This window comes from Acinetobacter lwoffii, from assembly GCF_024129855.1.
In the GTDB taxonomy this organism is placed as follows: Bacteria; Pseudomonadota; Gammaproteobacteria; order Pseudomonadales; family Moraxellaceae; genus Acinetobacter; species Acinetobacter lwoffii_L.
On the sequence record NZ_JAMXXC010000002.1, the window covers coordinates 114,962 to 139,451 of the forward strand.

Below are 24,490 nucleotides of genomic sequence, written 5' to 3' on the forward strand. Positions count from 1 at the left end.
TGTGCATCAGCCATTTAAAGTGTAACAGGCGAATAAAACGTGAGACTTAAAGTCTCACGTTTTTGTTTATTGCTCAACAATGATTGATCCTCTATGTAATTATTTTAGATTTTTTATCGTTTTCAACGTTCATATTTTAATGATGCAGATGATGCTGTTCCTGAATGGATTTCACAGCAGCATAAAGAATAAAAGCAAAAGTAATGATCATCAGAAGAATGGTCACAAACACCAGTCCCAGTACTCCCAGACATAATACGATTACACCTAGATAAAGTATGCGCCCCAATCCGCTTTCCAGATTCAGTAGCATGATCAATATCAGTAAAATAAGTACACCTACAAAATGCTGTTGCATCGTGACCCCCTCTAATTGTTATTGTGAGTCCGTTTTGCTGCATAAAGACAAAGGAGAACATTTGATTGTTCTCCTTTTTAAATAGCGGCCTTTCAGCGCAGCCTAACTTTTCAGCTCAGGACTTTTGTCCGAGCTCTCTGTTTTCACCACGGGTTTGACTTTTTTCAGTACTTCAACGGTACTATCCTTAGAACGTTTAAAAGTATCGGTCAGATGTTCCTTATGCTTGGTCGAAATCTGACTGACATCTTCTTTCAGCTCTTTACCCAGATTGGATAAGTCTTCGACGACAGCGTTGAATTCTGTCTTGATAAAGCTTTTCAATTCGGTTAATTCTTTCTGCGAACCGAAAATCTGCTCCTTCAAAGTATCAATACGCTGTAACACTTCCTGCTTAAATTGACGCAATTGTTCCTGCACAGTATCGCTTAACTGTTTGGCTTCAACTTCAAGCTTTTCCTTACTTTCCTCGATGGTTTCAATTGCCTGATCTTTAGCCTCGACTGCTACTTTTTCAAGCTTCTCGGCAGTTTCAGTCACCACGCTCGGAGTAATTTTTTTAGATGTAGTAGATTTAGGTGCTGTAGCCATTTGTCTTGTTCCTATTGTTATATCGACTAAACTATATTAGTAGATTTGATAAAAATTAAGATTTGATTTGTCTAACAATTATTAATTGCTTACATTTTTTCACATTGCTTACAAAACAGACTTCCATGCAAAAAGCAAGCCATTTATCTCATACTTTCGCTGCAAAGCCGTTGGACTTTGGGGGGCATTCTGCGTATAATGCCGTGTTAAGTTCAAGCGAGCAGACATAGGAGGGTAGGTTTAAAAAATAGCCTTCCTTTTTTTTCGTCTTCTCGCTTTTTTACAGCCTAAATTTCAGGAGCTTTGGTTTGAGCACCCCAGCAATTTTAGCCCTTGCCGACGGAACTATCTTTAAAGGTACTTCGATTGGCGCATCGGGTAGTACGACTGGTGAAGTCGTTTTCAACACTGCCATGACTGGCTATCAAGAAATTTTGACTGACCCGAGTTATGCACAGCAACTTGTGACACTGACTTACCCTCATATCGGTAACACAGGCTGTAATGAAGAAGACACTGAATCAGGTCGTATTCATAAGGTTTGGGCGAACGGATTGATCATTCGTGACCTGCCTTTACTGCACAGTAACTTCCGTTCAACCCAATCATTAGCTGAATATTTGGTACAACACAATGTTGTGGCAATTGCGGATATCGACACGCGTAAACTGACACGTATCTTACGTGACAAAGGTGCGCAAAATGGCTGTATCCTTGCTGGCGAAAATATCACTGAAGCTGAAGCGCTTGAAAAAGCACGTGCATTTAGTGGTTTAAACGGTTTAGACCTGGCAAAAGAATGTTGCGACCCTGAAGGTTTTGAATGGACTGAAGGCTCTTGGACATTAGGCAAAGGTTTCTCTCAACCAGAAGCTAAATTCCATGTTGTTGCATACGATTACGGTGTCAAAACCAACATCTTACGTATGCTCGCAGACCGCGGTTGTAAACTGACTGTTGTGCCGGCGCAAACTCCTGCTGCTGATGTACTTGCACTGAATCCAGATGGCGTGTTCCTTTCGAACGGCCCTGGCGATCCGGCTGCATGTGACTACGCAATTGAAGCTGTAAAAACAATTGTAGAAACTACTGAAATTCCAGTATTTGGTATCTGTCTGGGTCACCAGATTCTTGCGCTTGCAAGTGGTGCTAAAACTTTAAAAATGCCTCACGGCCACCACGGTGCTAACCATCCTGTACAAAATCTAGATAATGGTACAGTGATGATTACTTCTCAAAACCATGGCTTCGCAGTCGATGAAAGCAATCTGCCTGATGTGTTGCGTGTAACGCATCGCTCACTGTTTGATGGCACCAACCAAGGTATTCATCGTACAGACAAACCTGCGTTCAGCTTCCAGGGTCACCCTGAAGCAAGCCCGGGTCCACATGACTGCGCACCATTGTTCGATCATTTCATCGAACTTATCGAAGCATCTAAGAAGTAATTAAGGAAGCATCATGGCTAAACGTACTGACATTAAAAGCATCTTGATTATTGGTGCTGGTCCGATTGTCATCGGTCAAGCATGTGAGTTTGACTACTCAGGTGCTCAAGCATGTAAAGCCCTTCGTGAAGAAGGCTACCGCGTTATTTTGGTCAACTCGAACCCAGCGACCATCATGACCGACCCAACCATGGCAGATGCAACTTATATTGAGCCAATTACTTGGCAAACTGTTGCAGCGATTATTGAGAAAGAACGCCCAGATGCTGTTCTTCCGACCATGGGTGGTCAAACTGCATTGAACTGTGCCCTTGCCCTTGATGAGCACGGCATTTTAGAAAAATTCAATGTTGAATTGATCGGTGCGACCAAAGAAGCAATTGAAAAAGCTGAAGACCGTAAACTGTTTGACCAGGCAATGCGTAAAATTGGTCTTGAATGTCCAAAAGCTGACGTTGCTGAGTCAATGGAACATGCTTTAGAAATTCAAGCACGTTTCGGCTTCCCAGTAATTATCCGTCCATCATTCACCATGGGTGGTTCTGGTGGCGGTATCGCTTACAACAAAGAAGAATTCATCGAAATTTGTGAACGCGGTTTCGATCTTTCTCCGACTAAACAATTATTGATCGATGAATCTTTAATTGGTTGGAAAGAGTACGAGATGGAAGTTGTTCGTGACAAAAACGACAACTGTATCATCGTATGTACGATTGAAAACTTTGACCCAATGGGCGTACACACTGGTGACTCAATCACTGTTGCCCCTGCTCAAACGCTTACAGACAAAGAATTCCAGTTACTACGTAACGCTTCTTTAGCTGTACTACGTGAAATTGGTGTTGAAACTGGTGGTTCTAACGTACAGTTCGGTATTTGCCCAAATACTGGCCGCATGGTTGTAATCGAGATGAACCCACGTGTATCACGTTCATCTGCCCTTGCTTCTAAAGCAACTGGTTTCCCGATTGCGAAAATCGCTGCGAAACTGGCTGTGGGTTATACGCTTGATGAGTTGAAAAACGACATCACTGGCGGTACAACACCTGCATCGTTCGAACCTGCAATCGACTACGTTGTAACCAAGATTCCTCGTTTTAACTTCGAGAAATTCCCACAAGCTGATGCGACTTTAACCACACAGATGAAATCTGTCGGTGAAGTGATGGCGATTGGTCGTAACTTCCAGGAATCTGTACAAAAAGCCCTTCGTGGTCTTGAAGTGGGTGCTTCTGGTTTTGACGAAAAAATTGAAGTGGGTGCTGAAGGTGCGCGCGACAAGATCTTGCAAGAACTTAAAGTGCCAGGTCCAGAGCGTATTTGGTACGTGGGCGACGCATTCCGTCACGGCTTTACTTTAGACGAAGTATTCGCTGCAACGAACATCGACCGCTGGTTCTTGATTCAAATCGAAGACATCATCAAAACTGAAAACCAAATCAAAACTTTAGGTTTTGGCCACTTGAATGCGGATAACATCCGTTCGTTCAAACGTAAAGGTTTGTCAGATCTTCGCATTGCGGACTTGATGGGTATTTCACAAAAGCAATTCCGTAAACACCGTTGGAACCTGGGCGTAACGCCAGTTTACAAACGTGTCGATACATGTGCTGCAGAATTCGAATCTGATACAGCCTACATGTACTCAACTTACGATGAAGAATGTGAAGCCAATCCGTCTGCGAAAGACAAGATCATGGTGATCGGTGGTGGCCCTAACCGTATTGGTCAAGGGATCGAGTTCGATTACTGCTGTGTACACGCTGCCCTGGCTATGCGTGAAGATGGTTATGAAACCATCATGGTGAACTGTAACCCTGAAACAGTTTCAACGGATTACGACACTTCAGATCGTTTGTACTTCGAACCGATCACGCTTGAAGACGTGCTTGAAATCGTTCGTATCGAGAAGCCTAAAGGCATTATCGTTCAGTACGGTGGTCAAACACCTTTGAAATTGGCACGCGCTTTAGAAGAAGCCGGTGCGCCAATTATCGGTACATCGCCTGATGCGATTGACCGTGCAGAAGACCGTGAACGTTTCCAGCAAATGATTCAACGTCTGCAACTTCGTCAACCAAACAACAGCATTGTAAAATCTGCTGAAGAAGGTATGGCTGAAGCGTCTAAAGTAGGCTATCCATTAGTGGTACGTCCTTCTTACGTGCTTGGTGGTCGTGCGATGGAAATCGTGTACAACGATGAAGAACTCAAACGCTACTTACGTGATGCGGTTCAAGCATCAAACGAAGCACCTGTTCTGCTTGACCGTTTCTTAGATGATGCGATCGAAGTTGACGTAGACTGCGTATCTGACGGTAAAGACGTGGTGATTGGCGGCATCATGCAGCACATTGAACAAGCGGGTATTCACTCAGGTGACTCAGCATGTTCGATTCCTCCTTACTCTCTATCTAAAGAGATTCAGGACGAAATGCGTCGTCAAACCGTGGCTATGGCAAAAGAGCTTGGCGTAATCGGTTTGATGAACGTTCAGTTTGCGGTTAAAGGTGAAGACGTTTATATCCTGGAAGTGAACCCACGTGCATCACGTACTGTGCCATTCGTTTCTAAGTGTATCGGCGAATCTTTAGCAAAAGTGGCTGCACGTTGTATGGCGGGTCAATCTCTTGAGTCGCAAGGCTTTACTACCGAGATTATTCCTGAGCACTTCTCTGTCAAAGAAGCCGTGTTCCCGTTCAACAAATTCCCTGGTGTTGACCCGATCCTTGGCCCTGAGATGAAATCGACTGGCGAAGTGATGGGTGTGGGTAAAACATTTGGTGAAGCGTTCTATAAAGCTGTTTTAGGTGCAAACGAGCGTTTACCCGGTCTTCCAACTGAAGGCGAAGTGAAACACGCATTTATCTCTGTACGTGACTCAGATAAACCACGCGCGGCGGGTATCGCAAAACAATTGATTGACCTAGGCTTCAAGATTCTTGCAACTGATGGTACATTTAAAGTGATTAGCGATGCTGGTCTTGAATGTGAACGTGTCAATAAAGTGACTGAAGGTCGTCCTAACATTGTAGACCGTATCAAAAACGGCGAAATCCACCTTGTGATTAACACGACTGAAGGCAAAAAGGCACAAGAAGACTCATTCTCGATCCGTCGTTCAGCACTTCAAGGTAAAGTGTATAACACAACTACATTGAATGGTGCGGATGCAGTATGCCAAGCTTTAGCAATTAAATTGCCAATGGATGTATATCGTTTGCAAGACCTAACTAAAGGTTAATTCGCTTCCAAGAAGTCCCGCTACCTTCTTGGTGGCGGGCTTTTTTTATTTATAGATTCTATATCTTTCAACTGACTTTTGAGGGACAACATGCAACGTTATCCTATGACACCTGAAGGCAAAATTGCCTTAGAGAAAGAATTACACCAACTGAAAACAGTGGATCGTCCACGTATCACAGCTTCAATTGCAGAAGCGCGTGAACACGGCGACTTAAAAGAAAATGCAGAATACCATGCAGCACGTGAACAGCAAGGCTTCTGTGAAGGTCGTATTCAGGACATCGAAGGCAAACTGGGTGCAGCTCAGGTGATCGACGTAAAAGAACTTGAACAAAATGGTCGTGTGGTTTTTGGTGTAACGGTCACGATTGAAAATCTGGATACTGAAGAACAGAAAACCTATAAAATTGTAGGTGATGACGAAGCAGACTTTAAGATTAACAAGATCTCTGTGAACTCGCCAATTGCACGTGGTCTTTTAGGTAAAAACGAAGGCGACGATGTGAAAATCAATACACCAAACGGTGAAGTTGAATACGAAATTGTGAAAGTTGAATATCTTTAAAATTTAAAGCTGTTTAATTTAAAGCCCCTCGATTGAGGGGTTTTTTACCTTTATCTGCTTCCTACAAACGAATTAGCTCTGGGCTTCTTTTAAAAACCCCGATGCAAATAAATTAAATGCATGTAAAGCCTCAGGGAGTACCTGCTCAGGATGTTCGCTAGAAGCCACCCAGAGGGCTGCATTCATTGCTGCACCATTTAAAAATATCGCAGCAGCTTCTGGATCAACTGTTTTAATTCGGTCTACTGCCAATAATTGTTCAACACATTCACGCGTGGACTGCAAACATCTGTTTTGACTTGGCCAATGTGCAGGATCGCCCAGCACAGCCGGCCCGTCACGCAGCACAATGCGCTGGAATTCCGGATTTAAGGCATTTTGAATATAGGTCCGCCCTTCTAGCATCAATCCTTCCCACAGATCAGCAGGCTGCTCCAGATGCTGCTGGGCAGATGAAGCCATTTCCGAATCGATCTGGTCGACCACTGCAGCAAACAAGCCTTTTTTATCACCAAAATGATGATACAACGCTCCACGGGTCAGCCCTGCTTCTGCCGTGAGCTTATCCATTGAAGTGTCTGCATAACCATATTCTGCAAACGTACGACGTGCCACTTCAATCAGTTTCTTGCGGGTTTCCGCCATTTTTTGTTCACGAACAGACATGAATTACTTTACCTCATCATCACAAAAATTTTAATTGACATACGGGCCGTATGTCAATTATGTTTACATACGATGCGTATGTGAAAGTTAAATTGCTTTCACTCACTTATAAATTAGATATTGAATGAGGATAGTCATGACTAGAACTGCGATATTTCCCCAAGACCGCCATGCCCTGTATAAACAGCATGGTTATTCTGCTGCAATTAAATCGTAAGATTTACTCTTCGTTTCTGGTCAGGTCGGTAGCCGTGAAGATGGCTCGCCTGAACCAGATTTTGAGAAGCAGGTAGAACGGGCTTTTGAAAACTTAGCTGCAACATTGGCAGCGGCTGGTTGTAGCTTCGACAATATTGTCGATGTCACTACTTTTCACACTGACCCCGAACGGCAGTTTGAAAGTATTATGAAAGTTAAACAACAAGTGTTTAATCAAAAGCCTTACCCAAACTGGACTGCGGTGGGCGTGACTTGGCTGGCAGGTTTTGATTTTGAAATTAAAGTGATTGCCCGTATTCCTCGTAGCACTTAAGCAAGGTCAGCACGTGCTTTAATATTCGATTCACTGGCTGAATTAAGATTGTTGATTCAGCTTAAAGTCCAATTCGGTATAATGATGCATTCCTTGTGGTTATAGCCTCCTCATGTCTGAAAAGTTAATTAATTCTCCTGTGAATCACTGGTGTGAATTCGAGTTCATCTCAAAAACGGTGAAGAATCCCAACATTCATATCAAAGGGAATTATTCGTATTATTCGGCCTATTGGGATCAGGGGTTTGAGCGTTGTGTAGTGCGTTATTTACATGACAGGCCTGCAACGTCTGAGAAGCCCATCGACCAGCTCTATATCGGTAATTTTGTCTGTTTTGGTGCTGAGTGCGTGATTATGATGGGTGGCAATCAACTCCACCGTACCGACTGGATTTCAGCGTTTCCATTCGATACACGCAGTTTTGTACCTGCTGGCGATACTATTATTGGCGATGGCTGTTGGATTGGCTCACGCGCTTTGATTATGCAGGGTGTGAACCTTGGTGAAGGCGCGGTAGTGGCGACAGGCGCAGTCGTGACCAAAGATGTGCCACCATATGCAGTTGTCGGTGGTGTACCTGCTAAAATTATTAAATATCGTTTTCCACAAGAAGATATAGAAAAACTGCTTTCCCTCCAAGTTTACAATATAGATGAAAAGCAGTTTTTAAAAATGCGTGAACAGTTGCAGACGGATGATGTGGTTAGCTTGGTAAATTTTATATCTAATTCATAAAATTACAGTCCAGTTTTTATATAATTCATCAAAGATTCAATAAAATCACTAGTTTTATTCAAAGGGCTTATTGAAAATGCAGACAAATACTCTATGTACTTGCTTTCTTTCCAACTAGCATCATCTCTAATTCGCTCAATATTATGATGCTCATGAATAAAGCTACTCATAAAAAAATCTTCAACTTTATAATCCCATTTCAATATATCTCGCACCCATGTAGTATCAGTAATTGCATCAAACTTAGTATCAAAATTTAAATTAAGGTTATGTTTTTTCATAAAATCCCTCTTATTTAAATACAGATTATTAGATAAGATTTTAATAATTATTTCAAAATACCTAATATAATCATGTTGTACTGTTAACGGTGTCATCATTAGGCTAATAAGAATTAAATTCTTGTTAGTTTCATTTGTCCTTAATAAAGCATATTGATTTAGCTTTTTAACTAACTCACGCGGATTTAATTTTTTCTCTAATTGCAAAGCTAAAACCCAAAAATAGAACTCGTTCACTTCATCTTTATTAGCCAACTCTCCTATTCGAAAGAGTTGTTCTTTGATAATATTTTCATAATTTTTTTCACACTTTTCTGAAGAAAGATGTACTGTAAAATCAATAAATTTTTCTAAATAATCACCATTCATCTCTGCTTCATAACCATACACACTTTTGATAGATTGTAATAATTGTGGCTTATTCATTACTAAAACAAAAACAATTTTTGGAATATCAAAAAAGTGCTTAATTCTTTCAATTAGACGAATTGCAAAATCGGGGCGACAGCGATCTAACTCATCAATAATAAAAACTAAAGGTTTTTCTAATTGAGCAGCAAGTTCGGCTAGTTCTTTCTTAAAATCCTGAATCGTTTGTTTTTCTATATGATGATTTTCAATTTTCTTTTCTATTTGCTCTTTTACTTTAGATGCTACTTCCTCACTAGCAACATCAAAAACATCCTTTCCCTCATCATAAACTGCTTTTATTGTCTCGCCTGCTCCACCTAAACCTATCCAGTGCATTCCAGCTTTAGCTGCAATCATTGGTATTACAGCTGCTAGAGAAATTAAAACCGAGGCAGTCTTTGAATTAAAATCATTAATCTCTTCAATACCAATTTCATCAGAATCTTTAAAAGCTTGGCTAATCTCTGCTGCAATCGTTAAGAAAGGATCATCTAAATAATCATTTGCGAAGGCATCTAAATAAATAACATCATGTTCTGTATCAGATAAATGCTTTGCCCAATGCCGAACAAACCACGTTTTCCCCTCACCCCAACGTGCATCCAAAGCTAATACAGCGCCACATTGCAAACGATCCACATAACGTTCTAATTGTTCACCTAAACGACGGCGATCCCACAAATCACCATCCCAAGCAGTTTGAATATTCTCAAAATTATCTTTCTGCCAATTTATTTGATCTATAGTCATTTTATTAAATTTCATTCGTTTACAATTCATTCATTATATTCATTTTAATTTTTAAAGGCATAAAAAAACCCACTCAATCGGAGCGGGTTTTTTCAGAATATGGTGGCTATGACGAGACTTGAACTTGTGACCCCCGCATTATGAGTGCGGTGCTCTAACCAACTGAGCTACATAGCCTTAAACTGTGCGCGCATTATGGGATTTTCTGTAAATCACGTCAACCCCATATTGTGCTGTTTGATCAAAATTTGTTGAAGTGAGCCGATAAGCCGGGTTCTGTCGTGAACGATCATTCCTCTAGGCGCACAATCACTCATGCGCTCAAGCGACCTACCCGAATCCAGCATGGGCCATGCCTAATGGATTCCTATTTGGTCTTGCTTCCGGTGGGGTTTACCTCGCCATGAACTGTTACCAGCCATGCGGTGCGCTCTTACCGCACCCTTTCACCCTTACCTCCGATTCCGATTGCTCGAAAACATAATGAAGGCGGTCTTCTCTCTGCTGCACTTGCCGTCGGTTTGCACCGCCCAGGCGTTACCTGGCACCTTGCCCTATGAAGCCCGGACTTTCCTCCCCTGCTTCAATCACGGAGATTTCCACAGCAGCGATCGTCTGGCTCACTTCGAGCGGCATAGTATCAAATATCGAGACTAATTGCTTGATGTTTTTTGAGCAGTCAGTTTTTCATACTTGGCTTGCAGCTGTTCCTGCGTTTCGACATGATTCGGATCCAGTGGAATACAATCCACCGGACAGAACAACTGGCACTGTGGTTGATCATGATGTCCGACGCACTCTGTACATAGGTCTGGATGAATCTCATAAATGAGTTCACCCATATAGATGGCCTCATTCGGGCATACAGGTTCACAGACATCACAGTTAATACATTCATCGGTGATATATAAAGACACGCTACCAACCTTGTTGAAGTTTACGCTCGAAGGCCGCAACCACGTTTGGTGGTACAAACTTGGTTACATCACCTCTTAATCGAGCAATTTCACGCACCAAAGTGGATGAAATAAAAGAATATTGTTCTGAAGGAGTTAAAAATACCGCTTCAAAGTGGGAGTCCAGCTGACGGTTCATATTTGCCAGCTGAAATTCGTACTCAAAATCAGATACTGCCCGCAAACCACGCAATACAGCAGTCGCCTTTTGCTCACGGAAAAAATTGACGAGCAAACCGTCAAAGCCTACAAATTCAACATTGTCCAAATGACTCAATGACTCTTTCGCCAATGCGACACGCTCTTCCAGACTAAATACCGGATTTTTATGATGACCGATGGCAATGGCTACCACGACTTCATCAAACATTCGCGCTGCGCGGGTTACCAAATCAATATGTCCATTGGTAATTGGATCAAAAGTCCCCGGATAAATCACACGAGTTTTAGACATCCATTTGTACTCTGTTTGTTATGTAGAATCTTATTTTAGCAAAAACTTGTTTTTTTGGTGAATAATCCTCATTAATTTAAAAAACTTCACCTTATTTCTAGTTGCGGTACAATAGCAGCACGTTTGGAAGTATCAGATTATGGCGAAAGCATCTATTGTAGTAAAAAAAAATAATGGCGGTACCATTGCACTGAATAAACGTGCCCGCCACGATTATTTTATTGAAGAGAAATTTGAAGCGGGGCTTTCATTAAAAGGCTGGGAAGTCAAATCAATGCGCGCTGGTCGCATGACCATTGTAGAAAGTTATATTACCTTTAAAAATGGTGAAGCGTTCTTGTTTGGTGCACAGGTTCAGCCCTTGTTAAGTGCTTCGACCCATGTGGTGCCTGAAGCAACCCGTACCCGCAAACTGTTGCTGAATCGCCGTGAAATTGAAAAGTTGATGGGTGCGATTAACCAGAAAGGTTATTCCTGCGTTCCACTGGCCTGCTACTGGAAAGGTCCACATGCCAAGCTGGAAATTGCTCTGGTCAAAGGTAAGCAGCTTCATGACAAACGTGCCACCGAAAAAGACCGTGACTGGCAACGTGATAAAGCGCGAATTTTCCATAAATAATGGATTAAAAGTTGAATATAAAAAAACCTCCGCATTTGGAGGTTTTTTTATGGCTTTAAGCAAGGGTATTTAGTCGCGCCAGAGTCAGGGCAATATATTCCCCAAACCAGAACGCGGTTTTTAAATCGCCCTCAGGTGGAGTGACTTCAACCGGGGCATTATCCGACTGGGTCATTAAACCCAAAAAGCTCGACATCCGGTTCAGGTCCGTCACTGCACGACCTGTCGGCATTAATGGCAAGCCACTCCAGAGCATACCGTGCTGCATGGCAAACAGGTTGATTTGCTGCAGGACCGCCAGCTTGTCACCACTAAGTCCGCCACCATTGGTAAAGGCTGCGGCCAGTTTACCCTGCCAGCTACGTGCCAGCCAGCGTTTAGAGGATTGCTCCATAAACAGCTTCATGGCAGAGGTCAGGCTACCCATATAGGTCGGACAACCAAAGATAATTGCATCTGCGGCATCAAGCACATCCCAGTCTATATGTTCGACATTCATCATATGCACCTGAACACCAGTTTCTCGCGCACCATCGGCAATAAAATTTGCCACTTTAGCCGTGTGTCCATAAGGACTGTGATAAACAATCGCAATAGATTTGGAAGATAGGGACATAACGCTCAAAAGCCAAAAAATTCAGTTAAGTTTAACATTTTCATGCCATAAACACGAATGTTGCCATACGCCCTGTTTTTGGCTCACGGCGATAAGAGAAATATTCCTCTGGCTGGCGATAAGAACACTGATTCCCACCCAATACGGTATTTATGCCGTGTTGTTGCAAGATATAACGTGCAATGGCATACAGGTCGGCATAATATTTACCTGCCTGTTCACCCGCCTGAAATGCACTGTCCAGTTCAGGATATTTACTACAAAAAGCAGCTTTTACTTCAGCGCCAATTTCAAAACATGGCTGACTAATGGCCGCCCCGAGCCAGGCCCAGGTCGGCGGAGTTTGCATGGCTACAAGGGTATTTTCAATAATCCCACCGGCCAGACCACGCCAGCCGGCATGCAAATTGGCAACTTCCGTACCTTTCGCATTCCCCATTACCACAGGTAAACAGTCTGCAGTCATCATCATCAAGGCATGCGCCTTGCGCTGCGTCACCAGACCATCTCCGACCAGTGCGGTAAATGGCATCTGCTCATTAATGCTATGACAAATGGTGCTATGCGTCTGGGTCATCCAGGTAATTTTATCTACGCCAAAGGCAGCGAAATCCTGCAATAAAGCCATACGATGCTGTTGTACCCGTAGCGCATTATCCTGCACATGCAAGGCCAAGTTAAAACCTGCAAGCTCAGGCTGTGCGGATGGCTGTACTTTCGCATGGTGAACGCGAGTCTGGCCGACATACACACCTTGTGGAAGTCCTGGTACAAATTGCATCTCGATTCCTTGCTTTGACGCGAGCTAAATAAAAAGATTAATAGGCTTTGTTTTCGGTACGCAGCACTTCAACCAGATTGGTAAAGTCTTCCGGCCACGGTGCTTCAAAGGTCATTTCTTCTTTGGTACGCGGATGGGTCAGACCGAGTTGTACAGCATGCAAAGCCTGACGCTTGAAGCCACGCAAAGTATCATCTAATAATTGCGATGCACCTGCAGGCATACGGACACGTGGCATATACACCTGATCGCCCACCAAGCCAAAGCCGATATAGCTAAAATGCACACGGATCTGATGGGTACGTCCAGTTTCCAGACGGGCTTGAACACGGGTAAAATGCTGGAAACGCTCTTTGACATTGTAATGCGTCACCGCGTCTTTACCACCTGGAAGTACGGTCATTTTCACACGATCCACCGGATGACGTTTGATGGGTTCATCAATGGTACCGCCAGCAATAATATTGCCGTAAACCACCAAGTCATACAGGCGATATACTGATTTTTTCTCAAGCTGTTTGCTTAAGGCAAATTGTGCTTCCAGATTTTTGGCGACGACTAACAGACCGCTGGTGTCTTTATCGATACGATGTACCAGACCTGCACGCGCCAGTTCAGCCGATTTCGGATAGTGATGCAATAAAGCATTCACCAAGGTGCCAGAACTATTGCCAGCGCCCGGATGTACCACCATACCGACTGGTTTGTTGATGACCATAATGTCATCATCTTCATAGATGATGTCCAGTGGAATATCTTCCGGCAGACTGCGCGTTTGCGCTTCAAGCTCAACATTTAAAGTCAGGGTTTCAAAACCATCACTTTTAAATTTCGGCTTAACCGGTTGACCATTCACCAATAAATTGCCATCTTTAATCCATTGCTTTAATTTTTCTCGAGAAAAATCGCTCCAGACCATTGCGGCAATCTGGTCGATCCGTTGCCCGATATAAGTTTCATCCAGTTGAAATTGCAACGATAAACGTGTTGCAGTTGCTTCTGAAGTATGGTTATCTGCATCCTCAGAATCTTCAAGTAAATTGAAATCAGTATCAGGGATATTAAAATTGGAAGATTGTGCTTGACTCATTTGCTCATTCAGACAAAAGTGGTTTAATAGTGCAATTGTAGCTCATTGCCCGTATTAACAGAGGAATTTTTATGTCGCTACCACATTATAAAATGACAATGCTTGCTGTGACATTAGGCATTGCATCGGCAATGGTAGGCTGTAGCAGTAATCCAAAAAAAGAAGTCGTGGATAAAGGTCCGGAATCTAGCGAACAGGTTTATATTCAAAAAGCACAGAAAGCGCTAGATCGTAATCAATATACCGATGCAGCAAAACAGTTAGAAGCGCTGGAAACTTATTTCCCGACCAGTCAGTATGCCCCTCAGGCGCAGCTTGAACTGTTGTATGTAAAATTCCAGCAAAAAGATTATGAAGGTGCGGTTGCACTGGCAGAGCGTTTTATCCGTCTGAACCCGCAACATCCAAATGTCGATTATGCTTACTATGTACGCGGTGTCGCCAATATGGAACAGAACTATAACGGCCTGCTGCGTTATACCTCACTGAAACAATCGCATCGTGATGTCAGCTACCTGAAAGTAGCTTACCAGAATTTTGTTGATTTCATTCGCCGCTATCCGTCGAGTACCTATGCAGTCGATGCCGCACAGCGTATGCAGTTTATCGGTCAGGAACTGGCTGAGCATGAAATGAATGCAGCACGTTTTAACATCAAGCGTAAGGCGTATCTGGCAGCAGTTGAACGTGGCTTGTGGGTGATTGAGCATTATCCACAAACTCCGCAGATTCCAGAAGCACTGGCAACGGTTGCTTATGGCTATGCTCAGCTAGGTGATAAAGCGACTTCTCAGCAATATGTGGATGTGTTAAAGCTGAATTATCCGAATCTGGTGAAATCAGATGGTACGGTGAATCTGCGTGCAGCGCGTAGCGAAAGCAGTTTCTTTAACCGCGCGACACTGGGTATTTTTGGTAAAGAAGCCAAGACTGTAACCGACACCGATGCACAGTCAGATGCGCCAGAAACTGAAAAGCGCAGCATCACCAACCGTATTTCATTTGGTTTGCTTGATCGTCCTAAAACGGCTGAATAAAGCTGAATAAGTCCGGCAGCATCAGCAAATAAGACAGCGCTTTACAGGTGCATTTTCCTCAAGGGCAAGGTATCATACTTGCCCTTTTGCGTTGTCCGGCCAAGGCTTGAACAAAACGTGCAAAAGGTATACAAAGGAACTTGAAATATTCAATGTTCAGCCAGACTATTTTCATTTTTTCAGTGATTTAGACCTTAAATACCAGCGCGAGAAGCTCAACAGACCATGGCCATTCCTCAACATACGATTGATCAGATTCTCGATCGCACCGATATTGTCGATGTGATTGGTCAATTCGTAAAACTGAAAAAAACGGGCCGTACCTATTCAGGCTGCTGCCCTTTTCATCAGGAAAAATCACCGTCTTTCCACGTCTATCGTGATAAACAGTATTTTCACTGTTTTGGCTGTCAGGCCAACGGTAATGCCATCCGTTTTTTAATGGACATTGGCAGCCGCAATTTTGTCGAAGTGATGAAAGATCTGTCCAGTCAGACCGGCATCGAACTGCCTAAAGACAATACCGATTCCAATAAATTAAAATATAAACGTGAAGCAGCCAAACCTAAAATTGCGCCTGCTCAAGCGGCACCACAAGCTCAGCCGCAACAAAATAACGCCCCAACAGAAAATAATAGTGCTGCATCTACGGCGAGTTTTGACCCATTTGCAGAGTTTCAGGCAGTCGAACAGGATTTTTATGGTGACCCTTTTGCTTCTTTTGAACACCTGCCCATGGCAGAAGTTCAGCAAGACGGTAATCTCTATGATCTGCTGGAAAATATCGCGCAGTTCTATGAGCGCCAGTTACCCAACAGCCCGAGTGCTCAGCAATACTTTAAACAGCGTGGTCTGACTACAGAAACCATTGCCTATTGGCGCTTAGGCTATGCGCCCGAAGACTGGCAACATCTGGAAAAAGCCTTTCCTCAGGATATTGAAGGCTTAAAACTTTTAGGTCTGATTCGTACCAGCGACAGTGGCCGTGATTTTGATCTGCTGCGTGAACGGGTGATTTTCCCGATCCGTGATACCAAGGGGCGTGTGGTCGGCTTTGGTGGTCGCGCACTCAATGACGAGATTAAACCTAAATATATCAACTCGCCAGATTCTGAGGTCTTCCATAAAAACCAGTTGCTGTATGGTCTGTATGAAGGGCGCAAGCAGAAAGCCCAAGAATGGCTGATGGTCGAAGGCTATATGGATGTAATTGCGCTCCAGCAATATGGCATTCATGGCGCAGTGGCGACTTTAGGCACAGCGAGTAATACCGACCACCTGAATATTCTGTTCAAACAGAGCAACCGGCTGACCATTGCCTTTGATGGGGATGCTGCCGGTCAAAAAGCGGCACGCCGTACTCTGGACATTGCCTTGCCCCTGCTGAATGATGGCCGAGAGCTGAAGTTTTTTGTCTTGCCCGCTGACCATGACCCAGATTCATTGATCCGTCGTGAAGGCATAGAGAATTTCAGACGATTGCTGGATCAGGCGCCGTTGATGTCAGACTTCGTGTTTGCTCACCTGACCCAAAATCAGGACATCACCACACCTGAAGGCAAGAGTCAGGTTATGGGTGAACTAAAAAATCTGACCGAATTACTGCCCAAACACGGCTCCTTCCGTTATCTGCTGCAGCAATTTTTCCGTGAAAAACTGGGCTTTAATCGTAAATGGCAACCTAAGGTCAATACAGATGCATCTTTAAGCTTTAGTACCAAAATTGATGCTGAAGAATATGTGATTGCGATCTTGATGAATCATCCTTATCTGTATATTCATTTTGAACCACTGCGCGCGCTAGTAGCGGAAGATCAGTTGCTGTTTAAGATTTTGAATATTCTGAATGTGATTTTTGATGACTTGCCGGATGATCCTGAACTGTCGATCTATTATGTGCTCGGTGCCTGCGCAGCCCATCATCATGAACTGCAGCATATTCTGCAGCATGCCAATGTCAGCGATTACACCTCATCGCCGGAACAGGCCGATAAGCTCGCGGCTGATTTTTCAACCAAGCTGCAATATCAGTGTTTAAAAAACAAGATTAAATCCAAGAAATTTAACAGTATTGCAGAAATGAAAAACCTGAAAATGCAGATTTATGAGATTGACCGCAAACGCTCAATGACCCTGTTAGAAGATTAATTTTTCAAATTATTGATTCTTTTGAATCCAATGAAGTCACTGCTAGCTCACATTATTATTTATAATTTTCTCAAATAATCAGGCTGGGTTTTATGTTGAAGTACAAATCAGCAAAGAACCAAGCTTCTCATCATGCTGATTAAAACGAATGCCTGGATTTACGACGTTTCGCGACTACATTGCCCAGTTCTTCCTGCAACAGCTCAAAATAGGCAGGATCTTCTGCTTTGGCCGCCTCACGCAGCACAATAGAGGTTGGATGCAACAGTTTTTGAGTTAAGCGATGCGAAAACTCGGCCAGTACAATGTCTGCCTTTTCGCCCTTGGCAATTCGCTGCATTGCCAGTGACAATTCTTCCTGACGTAATGTTTCCCCGTGGTCACGGTAGGCATGAATGGTCGCCCCGGCCTGTTTGACCTTTTGCTGGGTCATCAGTTCTGTAGCCAACTGATTGACCATGATCTCGGCTTCAACAGCCGCTTGACGGCGCTGTGCCAGATTTTCCTCAATCACGCTTTGCAGGTCATCGACCCCATATAGATAAACCCCATCCAAGCTTTCTACTTTGGCATCAATATCACGTGGCACGGCCAGATCTACCAGTAGCATCTGCTGGTAACGACGTTTTTTCAGTGCAGCCTTTACATCGGTAAAATGGATCACTTGATGCAAACTGCCGGTACAACTGGAAATGACATCGGCACGATGCAGATTTTCTGCAAGCTGATCAAAACCTATAATTTCGACCTCAACCCGATGTGCAATTTCCTGTGCCAGGATATCCGCACGCTCGCGGGTACGGTTACAGATAATGATTTTGCCCACCCCCATCTCTGCAAGGTGTTTGGCCACCAGACTGTTCATCTCCCCGGCTGCCACTATCATAATGGTCAGCTTGTCCGGATGACTAAATACTTGCAAGGCCAGTTGCGCCACCGCATAGCCCATTGAGACCGCATGACTGCCGACAGCCGTTTCTGAGCGCACGCGTTTAGCGGCATAAAAGGCATATTCAAAAATTCGGTTCAGGTTTTGCGAAACGGTATGAGAGTCTTTAGCCAATGCCAAGGCGGTTTTGACCTGTCCCAGAATTTGTGGTTCACCCAGCATCAGTGAATCCAGTCCACTGGCGACGCGCATCAGATGCGTCACTGCCTGGGCATTTTCATAACGATAGACATGATGTTGCAGTTGTTTGACATCTACCCCATTTTTCTGGGCGAGCCAGTTTAGCACCATGTCAGCATTGTCAGACATGGCGTAAACTTCGGTCCGGTTACATGTAGACACCACCACCATGTCGTTTAGTTCAGGGTGTTGGCTTTGCTCGGCAAGAATGGCACTTAACTTTTCAGGGTTAAACGCCACTTGTTCGCGCAGTTCTACAGAGGCAGTTTGATGGTTGACACCCAATGCAAAGAAAGACATATCAGGTCATCATTTCACTAAATTTATGCTATTGTGCAACATCGGTGTCATAAAAAGCATTACTTGGATCAATAAAAAATTGCGTCAAACAATTAGCCGTATCAACGGCCCTACAATTAAGCAATATTCTACCACATTCCTACTGGTGGGTAGCATGGCTTCGACTGCGCATCTTTATGCAGCGGAAGCAGTTTACCATGCAAATCAAAATTATGATGCGATAAAACAAAGTATGATGGCTGAGTTTGCCATCGCTGCACATGACATTCCGACCGCTTTGCACAACTATACGGTGCTGGCGATCAAGAGCAATTCCACTTCAGTCAAGCAACGTGCGCTGAATGTCGCACTGGAACATGACGATCTGCAGGCAGCATTGGATATCTCCACGCACTGGGTGGTGCAAGAGCCACAAGATGTCCCCGCTTTATTTTATTTATCACATATTGCCCTGAAAGCGCATGAATATGAGCTGGCCGCTGAGACCTTAGAAAAAATTCTGCAAATTGATGACAGCGCCGATCTGGAAGAAATCCTGGCCGGAATTTCACCGGAAGGCACAGATGATCGTACTTATCTGATTCAGGCGTTAAGCACTACCAAAGCCAAGGACAATCCGTCTATTCTGGTGCTGGTAGCCGGTCTGGAAGCACAAAATGGTCAGCTCGAACAGGCTCTAAATACAGTTAACCGCGCCTTAAAAAAACGCCCGAATGCGACCGGCTATATTTTGATGAAAGCCAATCTGCTCAATGCACTCGGCGATACTCAGGCAACATTGCAATGGTATGAAAAATCCAGCCGTAAACACCGCAATAATCTGGATGTGCGTCTGGCCGAAGTCAAATATCTGGTCAAGCTGAACGAAGCGACTTTGGCGCTGAAAAAACTGCAAGACATTCTAAAAAAATGGCCGACTGCCGAAGAAGCCCTGTTTATTGCCGGACTGACCAGTATTGATCTGGAAGAATACGAGAAAGCCGAAAAATATCTGGTCGAACTGCGTTATTCTGAGCAGTATCAAAATGAAGCCTATTATTATCTGGCAGTGAATGCAGAACGCAAACAGCATTATGAAACGGCTAAAGCTTATTATCGTCTGGTCGATGGCAGTCTTTACACCGTCTCACGTCGCAACATGATCTCGATTTTCGCCCAGCAGGATAAGCTGCATGATGCGCTGCGTTTCTTAACACAGGAAAGAGTGAATTATCCACAACATGCCAGCTTCCTCTATCTAGCCCAAGCGGATATTTTGACGCGCATGCAGAATAAAAAAGCCGCGATCCGCCTGCTGGAAGAAGCCAGCAAAAACCTGCCCGATGACCCTGAACTGGTTTATTCGCAAGTCCTGTTGCTGGACCCCCATCAGGATCGCGCCAAGCTGGATGAACTACTCAGCACTTTACTTAAAATTGAACCGAACAGTCCGACCTATCTGAATGCCTATGCCTATACCCTGGCGATGCAAAACCGTCGCCTCGAAGAAGCACGCCGCTATGTCGAACAGGCACTAGAATATGCACCAGAACAGGCATCGATTCTGGATACCTATGGTTATATCTGTTATTTACAGAATGACTTCACCACAGCTGCGGATGTGTTATACAAAGCCTATCAATTGAATCCGAATGTGAAGATTGGGGTACGTTATGCACGTTCCTTGTACATGAAAGGTGATCTACAACACTTCCACCAAGTGTTACAACAATTACAACAAAACCATCCAAATGACCCAGAATTGAAACAACTTAATTCGCTATTGTTAGCACCTCAAACCAAAACGAGTTAATTAATTTATGCGCAATTTGAGCCAATTGGGCTGCTGTGCCTTTGCAGCCACTGCTTTATTTTTAACTGGCTGTCAGCAGATGATCAAGCCACATGCGCCTGCCACCCCGTCTGTACAGGCAGAGAATCAATTTCAGCTGCAAGGTAAAATTGGCGTTCGCACCCCTCAACAGACTGGCAGCGCATTCTTTACCTGGGTACAACAGCAGGAAGAATTTGATATTGAGCTCAGCGGTATTTTAGGCGTCGGTAAAACCCAGATTTCTGGCACACCGGGACAAGTGACCTTAAACAGTGCCAAAACAGGTCTGATTCAGGCAGCCAGTGCCGAAGAGTTACTGCAACGCGCAACAGGCTGGCAAGCGCCGATCAGTTATTTAGTCGATTGGGTACAAGCCCGCCCTGCCACCACGACTGCCAAATTACAAAAAGACGATGCGCAGCGGATTAACCAGATTATCGAACAGGGCTGGACGGTCGATCTCAATTATAATGCGCAGGCCAAAATGCCAAACCGCTTGATTTTAAAGCAGTCACTTGAAAATGGTGCGGAAAACCGTATTACAATGATCATTGAAAACCGTTAATTGACCTGATTCCAGCCCATGATAATTCGTGTTCCTTCGCCTGCTAAACTGAATTTGTTTTTACATATTACCGGTCGCCGTGAAAATGGCTATCATGAACTGCAAAGTATTTTTCAGTTGATTGACCTGTATGACTGGCTGGAGTTTGAACAAAGCGCTGATGATGCGATTCAGATAGAAGGTTTGGCCTCAGTCGATCTGCAACAGAATTTAATCTATCGGGCGATACAATTATTGAAGCCCTATGCCAAAACGCCGTGCGGACTAAAAATTCGTCTGGAAAAAAATATCCCGATGGGTGCAGGTCTGGGTGGAGGGTCTTCCAATGCAGCGACGACCCTGATTGTGATAAACCAGCTCTGGCAGTGCGATTTAAATATTGAGCAACTGGCAGATCTCGGGGTTAAACTGGGTGCAGATGTGCCGATATTTGTGCATGGTAAAAATGCTTGGGCTGAAGGCATTGGTGAACACTTAACATTCATAGACTTAGATCAAAAAAAATTCATTGTGTTAAAACCTGATTGTTTTATCAGCACTCAACTGCTTTTTTCGCAAAAAGCATTGACAAGAGACACGAAGAGCACTAAATTTTGCGCCTATCAGGAAACGCCATCTGATTTTGGAAATAACTTTGAGCCACTGGCAAGAAGCTTATATCCTGAAGTCGATGAAGCAATGCAATATCTCGACCAGTTCGGTAGAGCAAAGCTTACAGGTACAGGTGCTTGTGTGTTTATTGAAGTCACTGACAATCTGAATATCGAAGATATTCTTGCAAATGCACCATGTAAAGCTTACCTGGTCAACAGTTTACAAGAATCACCTTTAGTTCAGTTTAAAGTGTAGATAGGGGTATCGCCAAGTGGTAAGGCACCGGGTTTTGATCTCGGCATCCGTTGGTTCGAATCCAGCTACCCCTGCCATTTTCCACCTGTAGATGTACTGTATTAGGGGTATCGCCAAGTGGTAAGGCACCGGGTTTTGATCTCGGCATCCGTTGGTTCGAATCCAGCTACCCCTGCCATCTTACAGTCATCAAATTAGGGGCGTCGCCAAGTGGTAAGGCACCGGGTTTTGATCTCGGCATCCGTTGGTTCGAATCCAGCCGCCCCTGCCATTTTCTCGAAAAAAGACAGAACACTCATTTGCTGTAAGACTGTTAATTTACCTTGACACTTTACCGCAAAAATATTAAAGTTCTGCCGCATTAGGGGTATCGCCAAGTGGTAAGGCACCGGGTTTTGATCTCGGCATCCGTTGGTTCGAATCCAGCTACCCCTGCCATCTATTCCCATATATCCCAACCGCCAAGGGTGCTTCATGCCCAATCTTGTCGTTTTTAGTGGATCTGCGCATCCACAATTCGCTCAAAAAGTCGTAAGTCACTTACATATTCCTCTAGGCGCTGCCTCTGTAGGTCAGTTCTCTGATGGTGAAATTGCTGTCGAGATTACTGAAAACGTTCGTGGTAAAGACGTATTTATCGTACAACCTACTTGTGCCCCAACTAACGATAACCTGATGGAAATCTTGGTGATGGCTGATGCTTTGCGTCGTGCAAGTGCGGGTCGTATTACTGCCGTGATTCCTTATTTTGGTTATGCTCGTCAAGACCGTCGTCCACGTTCAGCACGTGTTCCAATTACTGCAAAAGTTGTAGCAGACATGCTCACTACTGTAGGCGTTGACCGTGTTGTGATGATCGACTTGCACGCTGACCAGATCCAAGGCTTCTTCGATATCCCTGTAGACAACATCTACGGTACACCAGCGCTACTTGCTGACTTGCGTCAACAGTCGCATCACAACCTGATGGTGGTTTCACCTGACGTAGGTGGTGTAGTGCGTGCACGTGCTGTTGCGAAACAAATGGGCGATATCGATCTTGCAATCATCGATAAGCGTCGTCAAAAAGCGAATGAATCACAAGTGATGCATTTGATTGGCGATGTAAAAGATCGTGATTGTGTCATTGTTGATGACATGGTAGATACTGCTGGTACGCTATGCAAAGCTGCTGATGCATTGAAAACTTTCGGTGCTCGCAAGGTTGTTGCGTATGCAACGCATCCAGTACTTTCTGGTAAAGCGATTGAAAACTTAAAGAATTCTGTGATTGATGAACTGGTTGTGACTGATACCATTCCTCTTTCTGATGAAGCTTTAGCACTGGGCAAGATTCGCCAGGTTTCAGTAGCCAGTATGGTTGCCGAAACGATTCGTCGTATTAACAACGAAGAATCTATTAGCGCAATGTTCGATTCTTATCTATAATAGAGCGCTGAATTTTCAAAGCCCTGCCATTTGGTAGGGCTTTTACTCACCAGACTGGTCGCAAGTCTGGTTCATTTAACTTAAATAGGATGTCTATCATGGCAAACTTCGTATTAAACGCAGCAGCACGTGAAGAAGCAGTTCAAGGGAAAGGTGCGAGCCGCCGCCTTCGTCTTCAAGCTAAAGTTCCTGCAATCATCTACGGTGGTGAAGCTGCTCCTGTAGCAATTACTGTTGAGCTTCGTCAGCTTGTTAAATTCTTAGAAAACAATTCATTCTTTGAAGAAGTTATCGAAATTGATGTAGACGGTAAAGTTGAAAGCGTGAAAATCCAAGCGTTACAACGTCACCCAGCTAAAAACACACCAATGCACGCTGACTTCAAACGCGCATAAGTGTTAATGGTGTAATTAGTGTCAAATATTTCACTGATTGTTGGTTTGGGTAACCCAGGTTCTGAGTATGCCCAAACCCGCCATAATGCAGGCTTCTGGTTCGTAGAACGCCTTGCAGACCAATATGGCATTACCCTCAAAAAAGACCCGAAATTCAACGGATTTAGCGGTCGTGGCAATATCGAAGGTCAAGACGTCCGTCTTCTTCTACCGACAACCTTTATGAACCTTTCCGGCAAAAGTGTTGTTCCTTTCGCCAAATTTTACAATATCGCACCTGAATCGATCCTGATTGCCCATGATGAACTGGACATGAATCCCGGTGTCATTCGCCTGAAAACTGGCGGTGGTCACGGTGGTCATAATGGTCTACGCGATATCGTGCCGCATATTGGTTCAAACTTCCATCGCCTGCGTATTGGAATTGGTCATCCTGGTGCCAAAGACCGTGTTTCCGGTCATGTGCTCAGTAAAGCACCTAGCAGCGAACAGAATTTAATGGATGATGCAATTTCCCATGCGCTCGCCCGCACAAAAATGCTGGTGAACGGTGAAGTACAGCAAGCCATGAATCAAATCAACGCATATAAGCCGAACTAAACATTCAAAAATTGCTGGACAATTCTGCTTGCCAGAAAGTTTATTTAAGCGCAAAATGCGTTTGCTCGATTGTTCACCATACAGCAAGCAAGATTGATTTAACCAAATGATCAAACTCTTAGGTCA

At 44.0% G+C, this 24,490-nt stretch carries 23 protein-coding genes, 5 tRNA genes, 1 other RNA gene and 1 pseudogene; 18 read left to right on the forward strand and 12 right to left on the reverse strand.

The annotated features are described in order from the left end of the window. Positions 1-136: 136 nt before the first annotated feature. Both NI465_RS02320 and NI465_RS02325 read right to left on the reverse strand, forming a co-directional pair. Entirely contained in the window at positions 137-358 is a 222-nt protein-coding gene (locus tag NI465_RS02320; RefSeq protein WP_253144165.1) for a hypothetical protein, read from the reverse strand. 102 nt (positions 359-460) lie between these two features. Beyond that, positions 461-949 carry a hypothetical protein gene (locus NI465_RS02325; protein ID WP_253144167.1) on the reverse strand — a complete coding sequence of 163 codons (489 nt, stop codon included), beginning with the start codon at positions 947-949 and terminating at the stop codon, positions 461-463. Positions 950-1,257: 308 nt separating this feature from the next. Between NI465_RS02325 and carA the strand changes: the two genes are divergently transcribed. From carA to greA, 3 genes are all read left to right on the forward strand, one after another. Then, positions 1,258-2,397 (forward strand): glutamine-hydrolyzing carbamoyl-phosphate synthase small subunit, encoded by a 1,140-nt coding sequence (gene carA / locus NI465_RS02330; RefSeq protein ID WP_004645762.1) that lies wholly within the window; start codon positions 1,258-1,260, stop codon positions 2,395-2,397. Between the two features lie 13 nt (positions 2,398-2,410). Continuing rightward, positions 2,411-5,641 (forward strand): carbamoyl-phosphate synthase large subunit, encoded by a 3,231-nt coding sequence (gene carB, locus NI465_RS02335; RefSeq protein ID WP_253144169.1) that lies wholly within the window; start codon positions 2,411-2,413, stop codon positions 5,639-5,641. A gap of 90 nt (positions 5,642-5,731) precedes the next feature. Continuing rightward, positions 5,732-6,208 (forward strand): transcription elongation factor GreA, encoded by a 477-nt coding sequence (gene greA / locus NI465_RS02340; protein ID WP_004645764.1) that lies wholly within the window; start codon positions 5,732-5,734, stop codon positions 6,206-6,208. 72 nt (positions 6,209-6,280) lie between these two features. Here the strand turns inward: greA and NI465_RS02345 are convergent, their stop codons facing one another. Next, complete coding sequence (locus NI465_RS02345; protein WP_243474403.1) at positions 6,281-6,874, reverse strand: TetR/AcrR family transcriptional regulator; 594 nt, start codon at positions 6,872-6,874, stop codon at positions 6,281-6,283. Positions 6,875-7,010: 136 nt separating this feature from the next. On the opposite strand from NI465_RS02345, the pseudogene NI465_RS02350 reads away from it, so the two are divergent. Next, a pseudogene (locus NI465_RS02350) lies at positions 7,011-7,406 on the forward strand (RidA family protein). A 112-nt stretch (positions 7,407-7,518) separates the two neighbouring features. Continuing rightward, on the forward strand, positions 7,519-8,142 hold the full coding sequence (locus tag NI465_RS02355) for a CatB-related O-acetyltransferase (RefSeq protein ID WP_180086304.1): 624 nt from the start codon (positions 7,519-7,521) through the stop codon (positions 8,140-8,142). A 2-nt stretch (positions 8,143-8,144) separates the two neighbouring features. On the opposite strand, the gene NI465_RS02360 is transcribed toward NI465_RS02355, so the two are convergent. The 5 genes from NI465_RS02360 to coaD all read right to left on the reverse strand — a co-directional run bounded on the left by NI465_RS02360 (position 8,145) and on the right by coaD (position 10,994). Further along, complete coding sequence (locus NI465_RS02360) at positions 8,145-9,584, reverse strand: KAP family P-loop NTPase fold protein (protein WP_253144170.1); 1,440 nt, start codon at positions 9,582-9,584, stop codon at positions 8,145-8,147. 100 nt (positions 9,585-9,684) lie between these two features. Beyond that, positions 9,685-9,761: transfer RNA gene (locus NI465_RS02365), tRNA-Met, on the reverse strand. A gap of 72 nt (positions 9,762-9,833) precedes the next feature. Further along, an RNA gene (rnpB, locus tag NI465_RS02370) (RNase P RNA component class A) lies at positions 9,834-10,211 on the reverse strand. Between the two features lie 26 nt (positions 10,212-10,237). Continuing rightward, entirely contained in the window at positions 10,238-10,501 is a 264-nt protein-coding gene (locus NI465_RS02375) for a YfhL family 4Fe-4S dicluster ferredoxin (RefSeq protein WP_004280584.1), read from the reverse strand. A gap of 1 nt (position 10,502) precedes the next feature. After that, complete coding sequence (gene coaD / locus NI465_RS02380; RefSeq protein ID WP_004280585.1) at positions 10,503-10,994, reverse strand: pantetheine-phosphate adenylyltransferase; 492 nt, start codon at positions 10,992-10,994, stop codon at positions 10,503-10,505. Between the two features lie 139 nt (positions 10,995-11,133). On the opposite strand from coaD, the gene smpB reads away from it, so the two are divergent. Further along, on the forward strand, positions 11,134-11,613 hold the full coding sequence (gene smpB, locus NI465_RS02385) for an SsrA-binding protein SmpB (protein WP_004280586.1): 480 nt from the start codon (positions 11,134-11,136) through the stop codon (positions 11,611-11,613). Between the two features lie 55 nt (positions 11,614-11,668). On the opposite strand, the gene NI465_RS02390 is transcribed toward smpB, so the two are convergent. Genes NI465_RS02390 through rluD form a run of 3 tightly spaced genes read right to left on the reverse strand, consistent with a single transcriptional unit; the run spans position 11,669 to position 14,100 of the window. After that, positions 11,669-12,229: a flavodoxin family protein gene (locus NI465_RS02390; protein ID WP_253144171.1), complete on the reverse strand. Its 561-nt coding sequence runs from the start codon at positions 12,227-12,229 to the stop codon at positions 11,669-11,671. Between the two features lie 40 nt (positions 12,230-12,269). Further along, entirely contained in the window at positions 12,270-13,010 is a 741-nt protein-coding gene (pgeF, locus tag NI465_RS02395) for a peptidoglycan editing factor PgeF (RefSeq protein ID WP_243474407.1), read from the reverse strand. Positions 13,011-13,047: 37 nt separating this feature from the next. Further along, on the reverse strand, positions 13,048-14,100 hold the full coding sequence (gene rluD / locus NI465_RS02400; protein ID WP_044108722.1) for a 23S rRNA pseudouridine(1911/1915/1917) synthase RluD: 1,053 nt from the start codon (positions 14,098-14,100) through the stop codon (positions 13,048-13,050). Between the two features lie 71 nt (positions 14,101-14,171). Here rluD and NI465_RS02405 point away from each other — a divergent pair, with 71 nt between their 5' ends. After that, positions 14,172-15,137: an outer membrane protein assembly factor BamD gene (locus NI465_RS02405; protein ID WP_044108721.1), complete on the forward strand. Its 966-nt coding sequence runs from the start codon at positions 14,172-14,174 to the stop codon at positions 15,135-15,137. A 225-nt stretch (positions 15,138-15,362) separates the two neighbouring features. Continuing rightward, on the forward strand, positions 15,363-17,285 hold the full coding sequence (locus NI465_RS02410) for a DNA primase (protein ID WP_180086310.1): 1,923 nt from the start codon (positions 15,363-15,365) through the stop codon (positions 17,283-17,285). A 139-nt stretch (positions 17,286-17,424) separates the two neighbouring features. Here the strand turns inward: NI465_RS02410 and hemA are convergent, their stop codons facing one another. After that, a complete protein-coding gene (gene hemA, locus NI465_RS02415; protein WP_044108718.1) occupies positions 17,425-18,714 on the reverse strand; it encodes a glutamyl-tRNA reductase in 1,290 nt (429 codons plus the stop codon). 79 nt (positions 18,715-18,793) lie between these two features. Here hemA and NI465_RS02420 point away from each other — a divergent pair, with 79 nt between their 5' ends. From NI465_RS02420 to pth, 10 genes are all read left to right on the forward strand, one after another. Beyond that, positions 18,794-20,506 (forward strand): tetratricopeptide repeat protein, encoded by a 1,713-nt coding sequence (locus NI465_RS02420; protein WP_180086312.1) that lies wholly within the window; start codon positions 18,794-18,796, stop codon positions 20,504-20,506. A 7-nt stretch (positions 20,507-20,513) separates the two neighbouring features. Then, positions 20,514-21,092 (forward strand): lipoprotein insertase outer membrane protein LolB, encoded by a 579-nt coding sequence (lolB, locus tag NI465_RS02425; protein ID WP_005106318.1) that lies wholly within the window; start codon positions 20,514-20,516, stop codon positions 21,090-21,092. Positions 21,093-21,113: 21 nt separating this feature from the next. Further along, entirely contained in the window at positions 21,114-21,941 is an 828-nt protein-coding gene (gene ispE / locus NI465_RS02430; RefSeq protein WP_247143083.1) for a 4-(cytidine 5'-diphospho)-2-C-methyl-D-erythritol kinase, read from the forward strand. Positions 21,942-21,943: 2 nt separating this feature from the next. Then, positions 21,944-22,018: transfer RNA gene (locus tag NI465_RS02435), tRNA-Gln, on the forward strand. A 26-nt stretch (positions 22,019-22,044) separates the two neighbouring features. Further along, positions 22,045-22,119 (forward strand) — tRNA-Gln (locus NI465_RS02440). An 18-nt stretch (positions 22,120-22,137) separates the two neighbouring features. Further along, positions 22,138-22,212: transfer RNA gene (locus NI465_RS02445), tRNA-Gln, on the forward strand. A gap of 92 nt (positions 22,213-22,304) precedes the next feature. Next, positions 22,305-22,379 (forward strand) — tRNA-Gln (locus NI465_RS02450). 36 nt (positions 22,380-22,415) lie between these two features. After that, positions 22,416-23,369 (forward strand): ribose-phosphate pyrophosphokinase, encoded by a 954-nt coding sequence (locus NI465_RS02455; protein WP_004280601.1) that lies wholly within the window; start codon positions 22,416-22,418, stop codon positions 23,367-23,369. A gap of 98 nt (positions 23,370-23,467) precedes the next feature. Continuing rightward, positions 23,468-23,764, forward strand: coding sequence for a 50S ribosomal protein L25 (gene rplY, locus NI465_RS02460; RefSeq protein ID WP_004645781.1), 297 nt, complete (start codon positions 23,468-23,470; stop codon positions 23,762-23,764). A gap of 18 nt (positions 23,765-23,782) precedes the next feature. Beyond that, positions 23,783-24,364: an aminoacyl-tRNA hydrolase gene (gene pth, locus NI465_RS02465; RefSeq protein WP_004645783.1), complete on the forward strand. Its 582-nt coding sequence runs from the start codon at positions 23,783-23,785 to the stop codon at positions 24,362-24,364. Positions 24,365-24,490 lie beyond the last annotated feature (126 nt).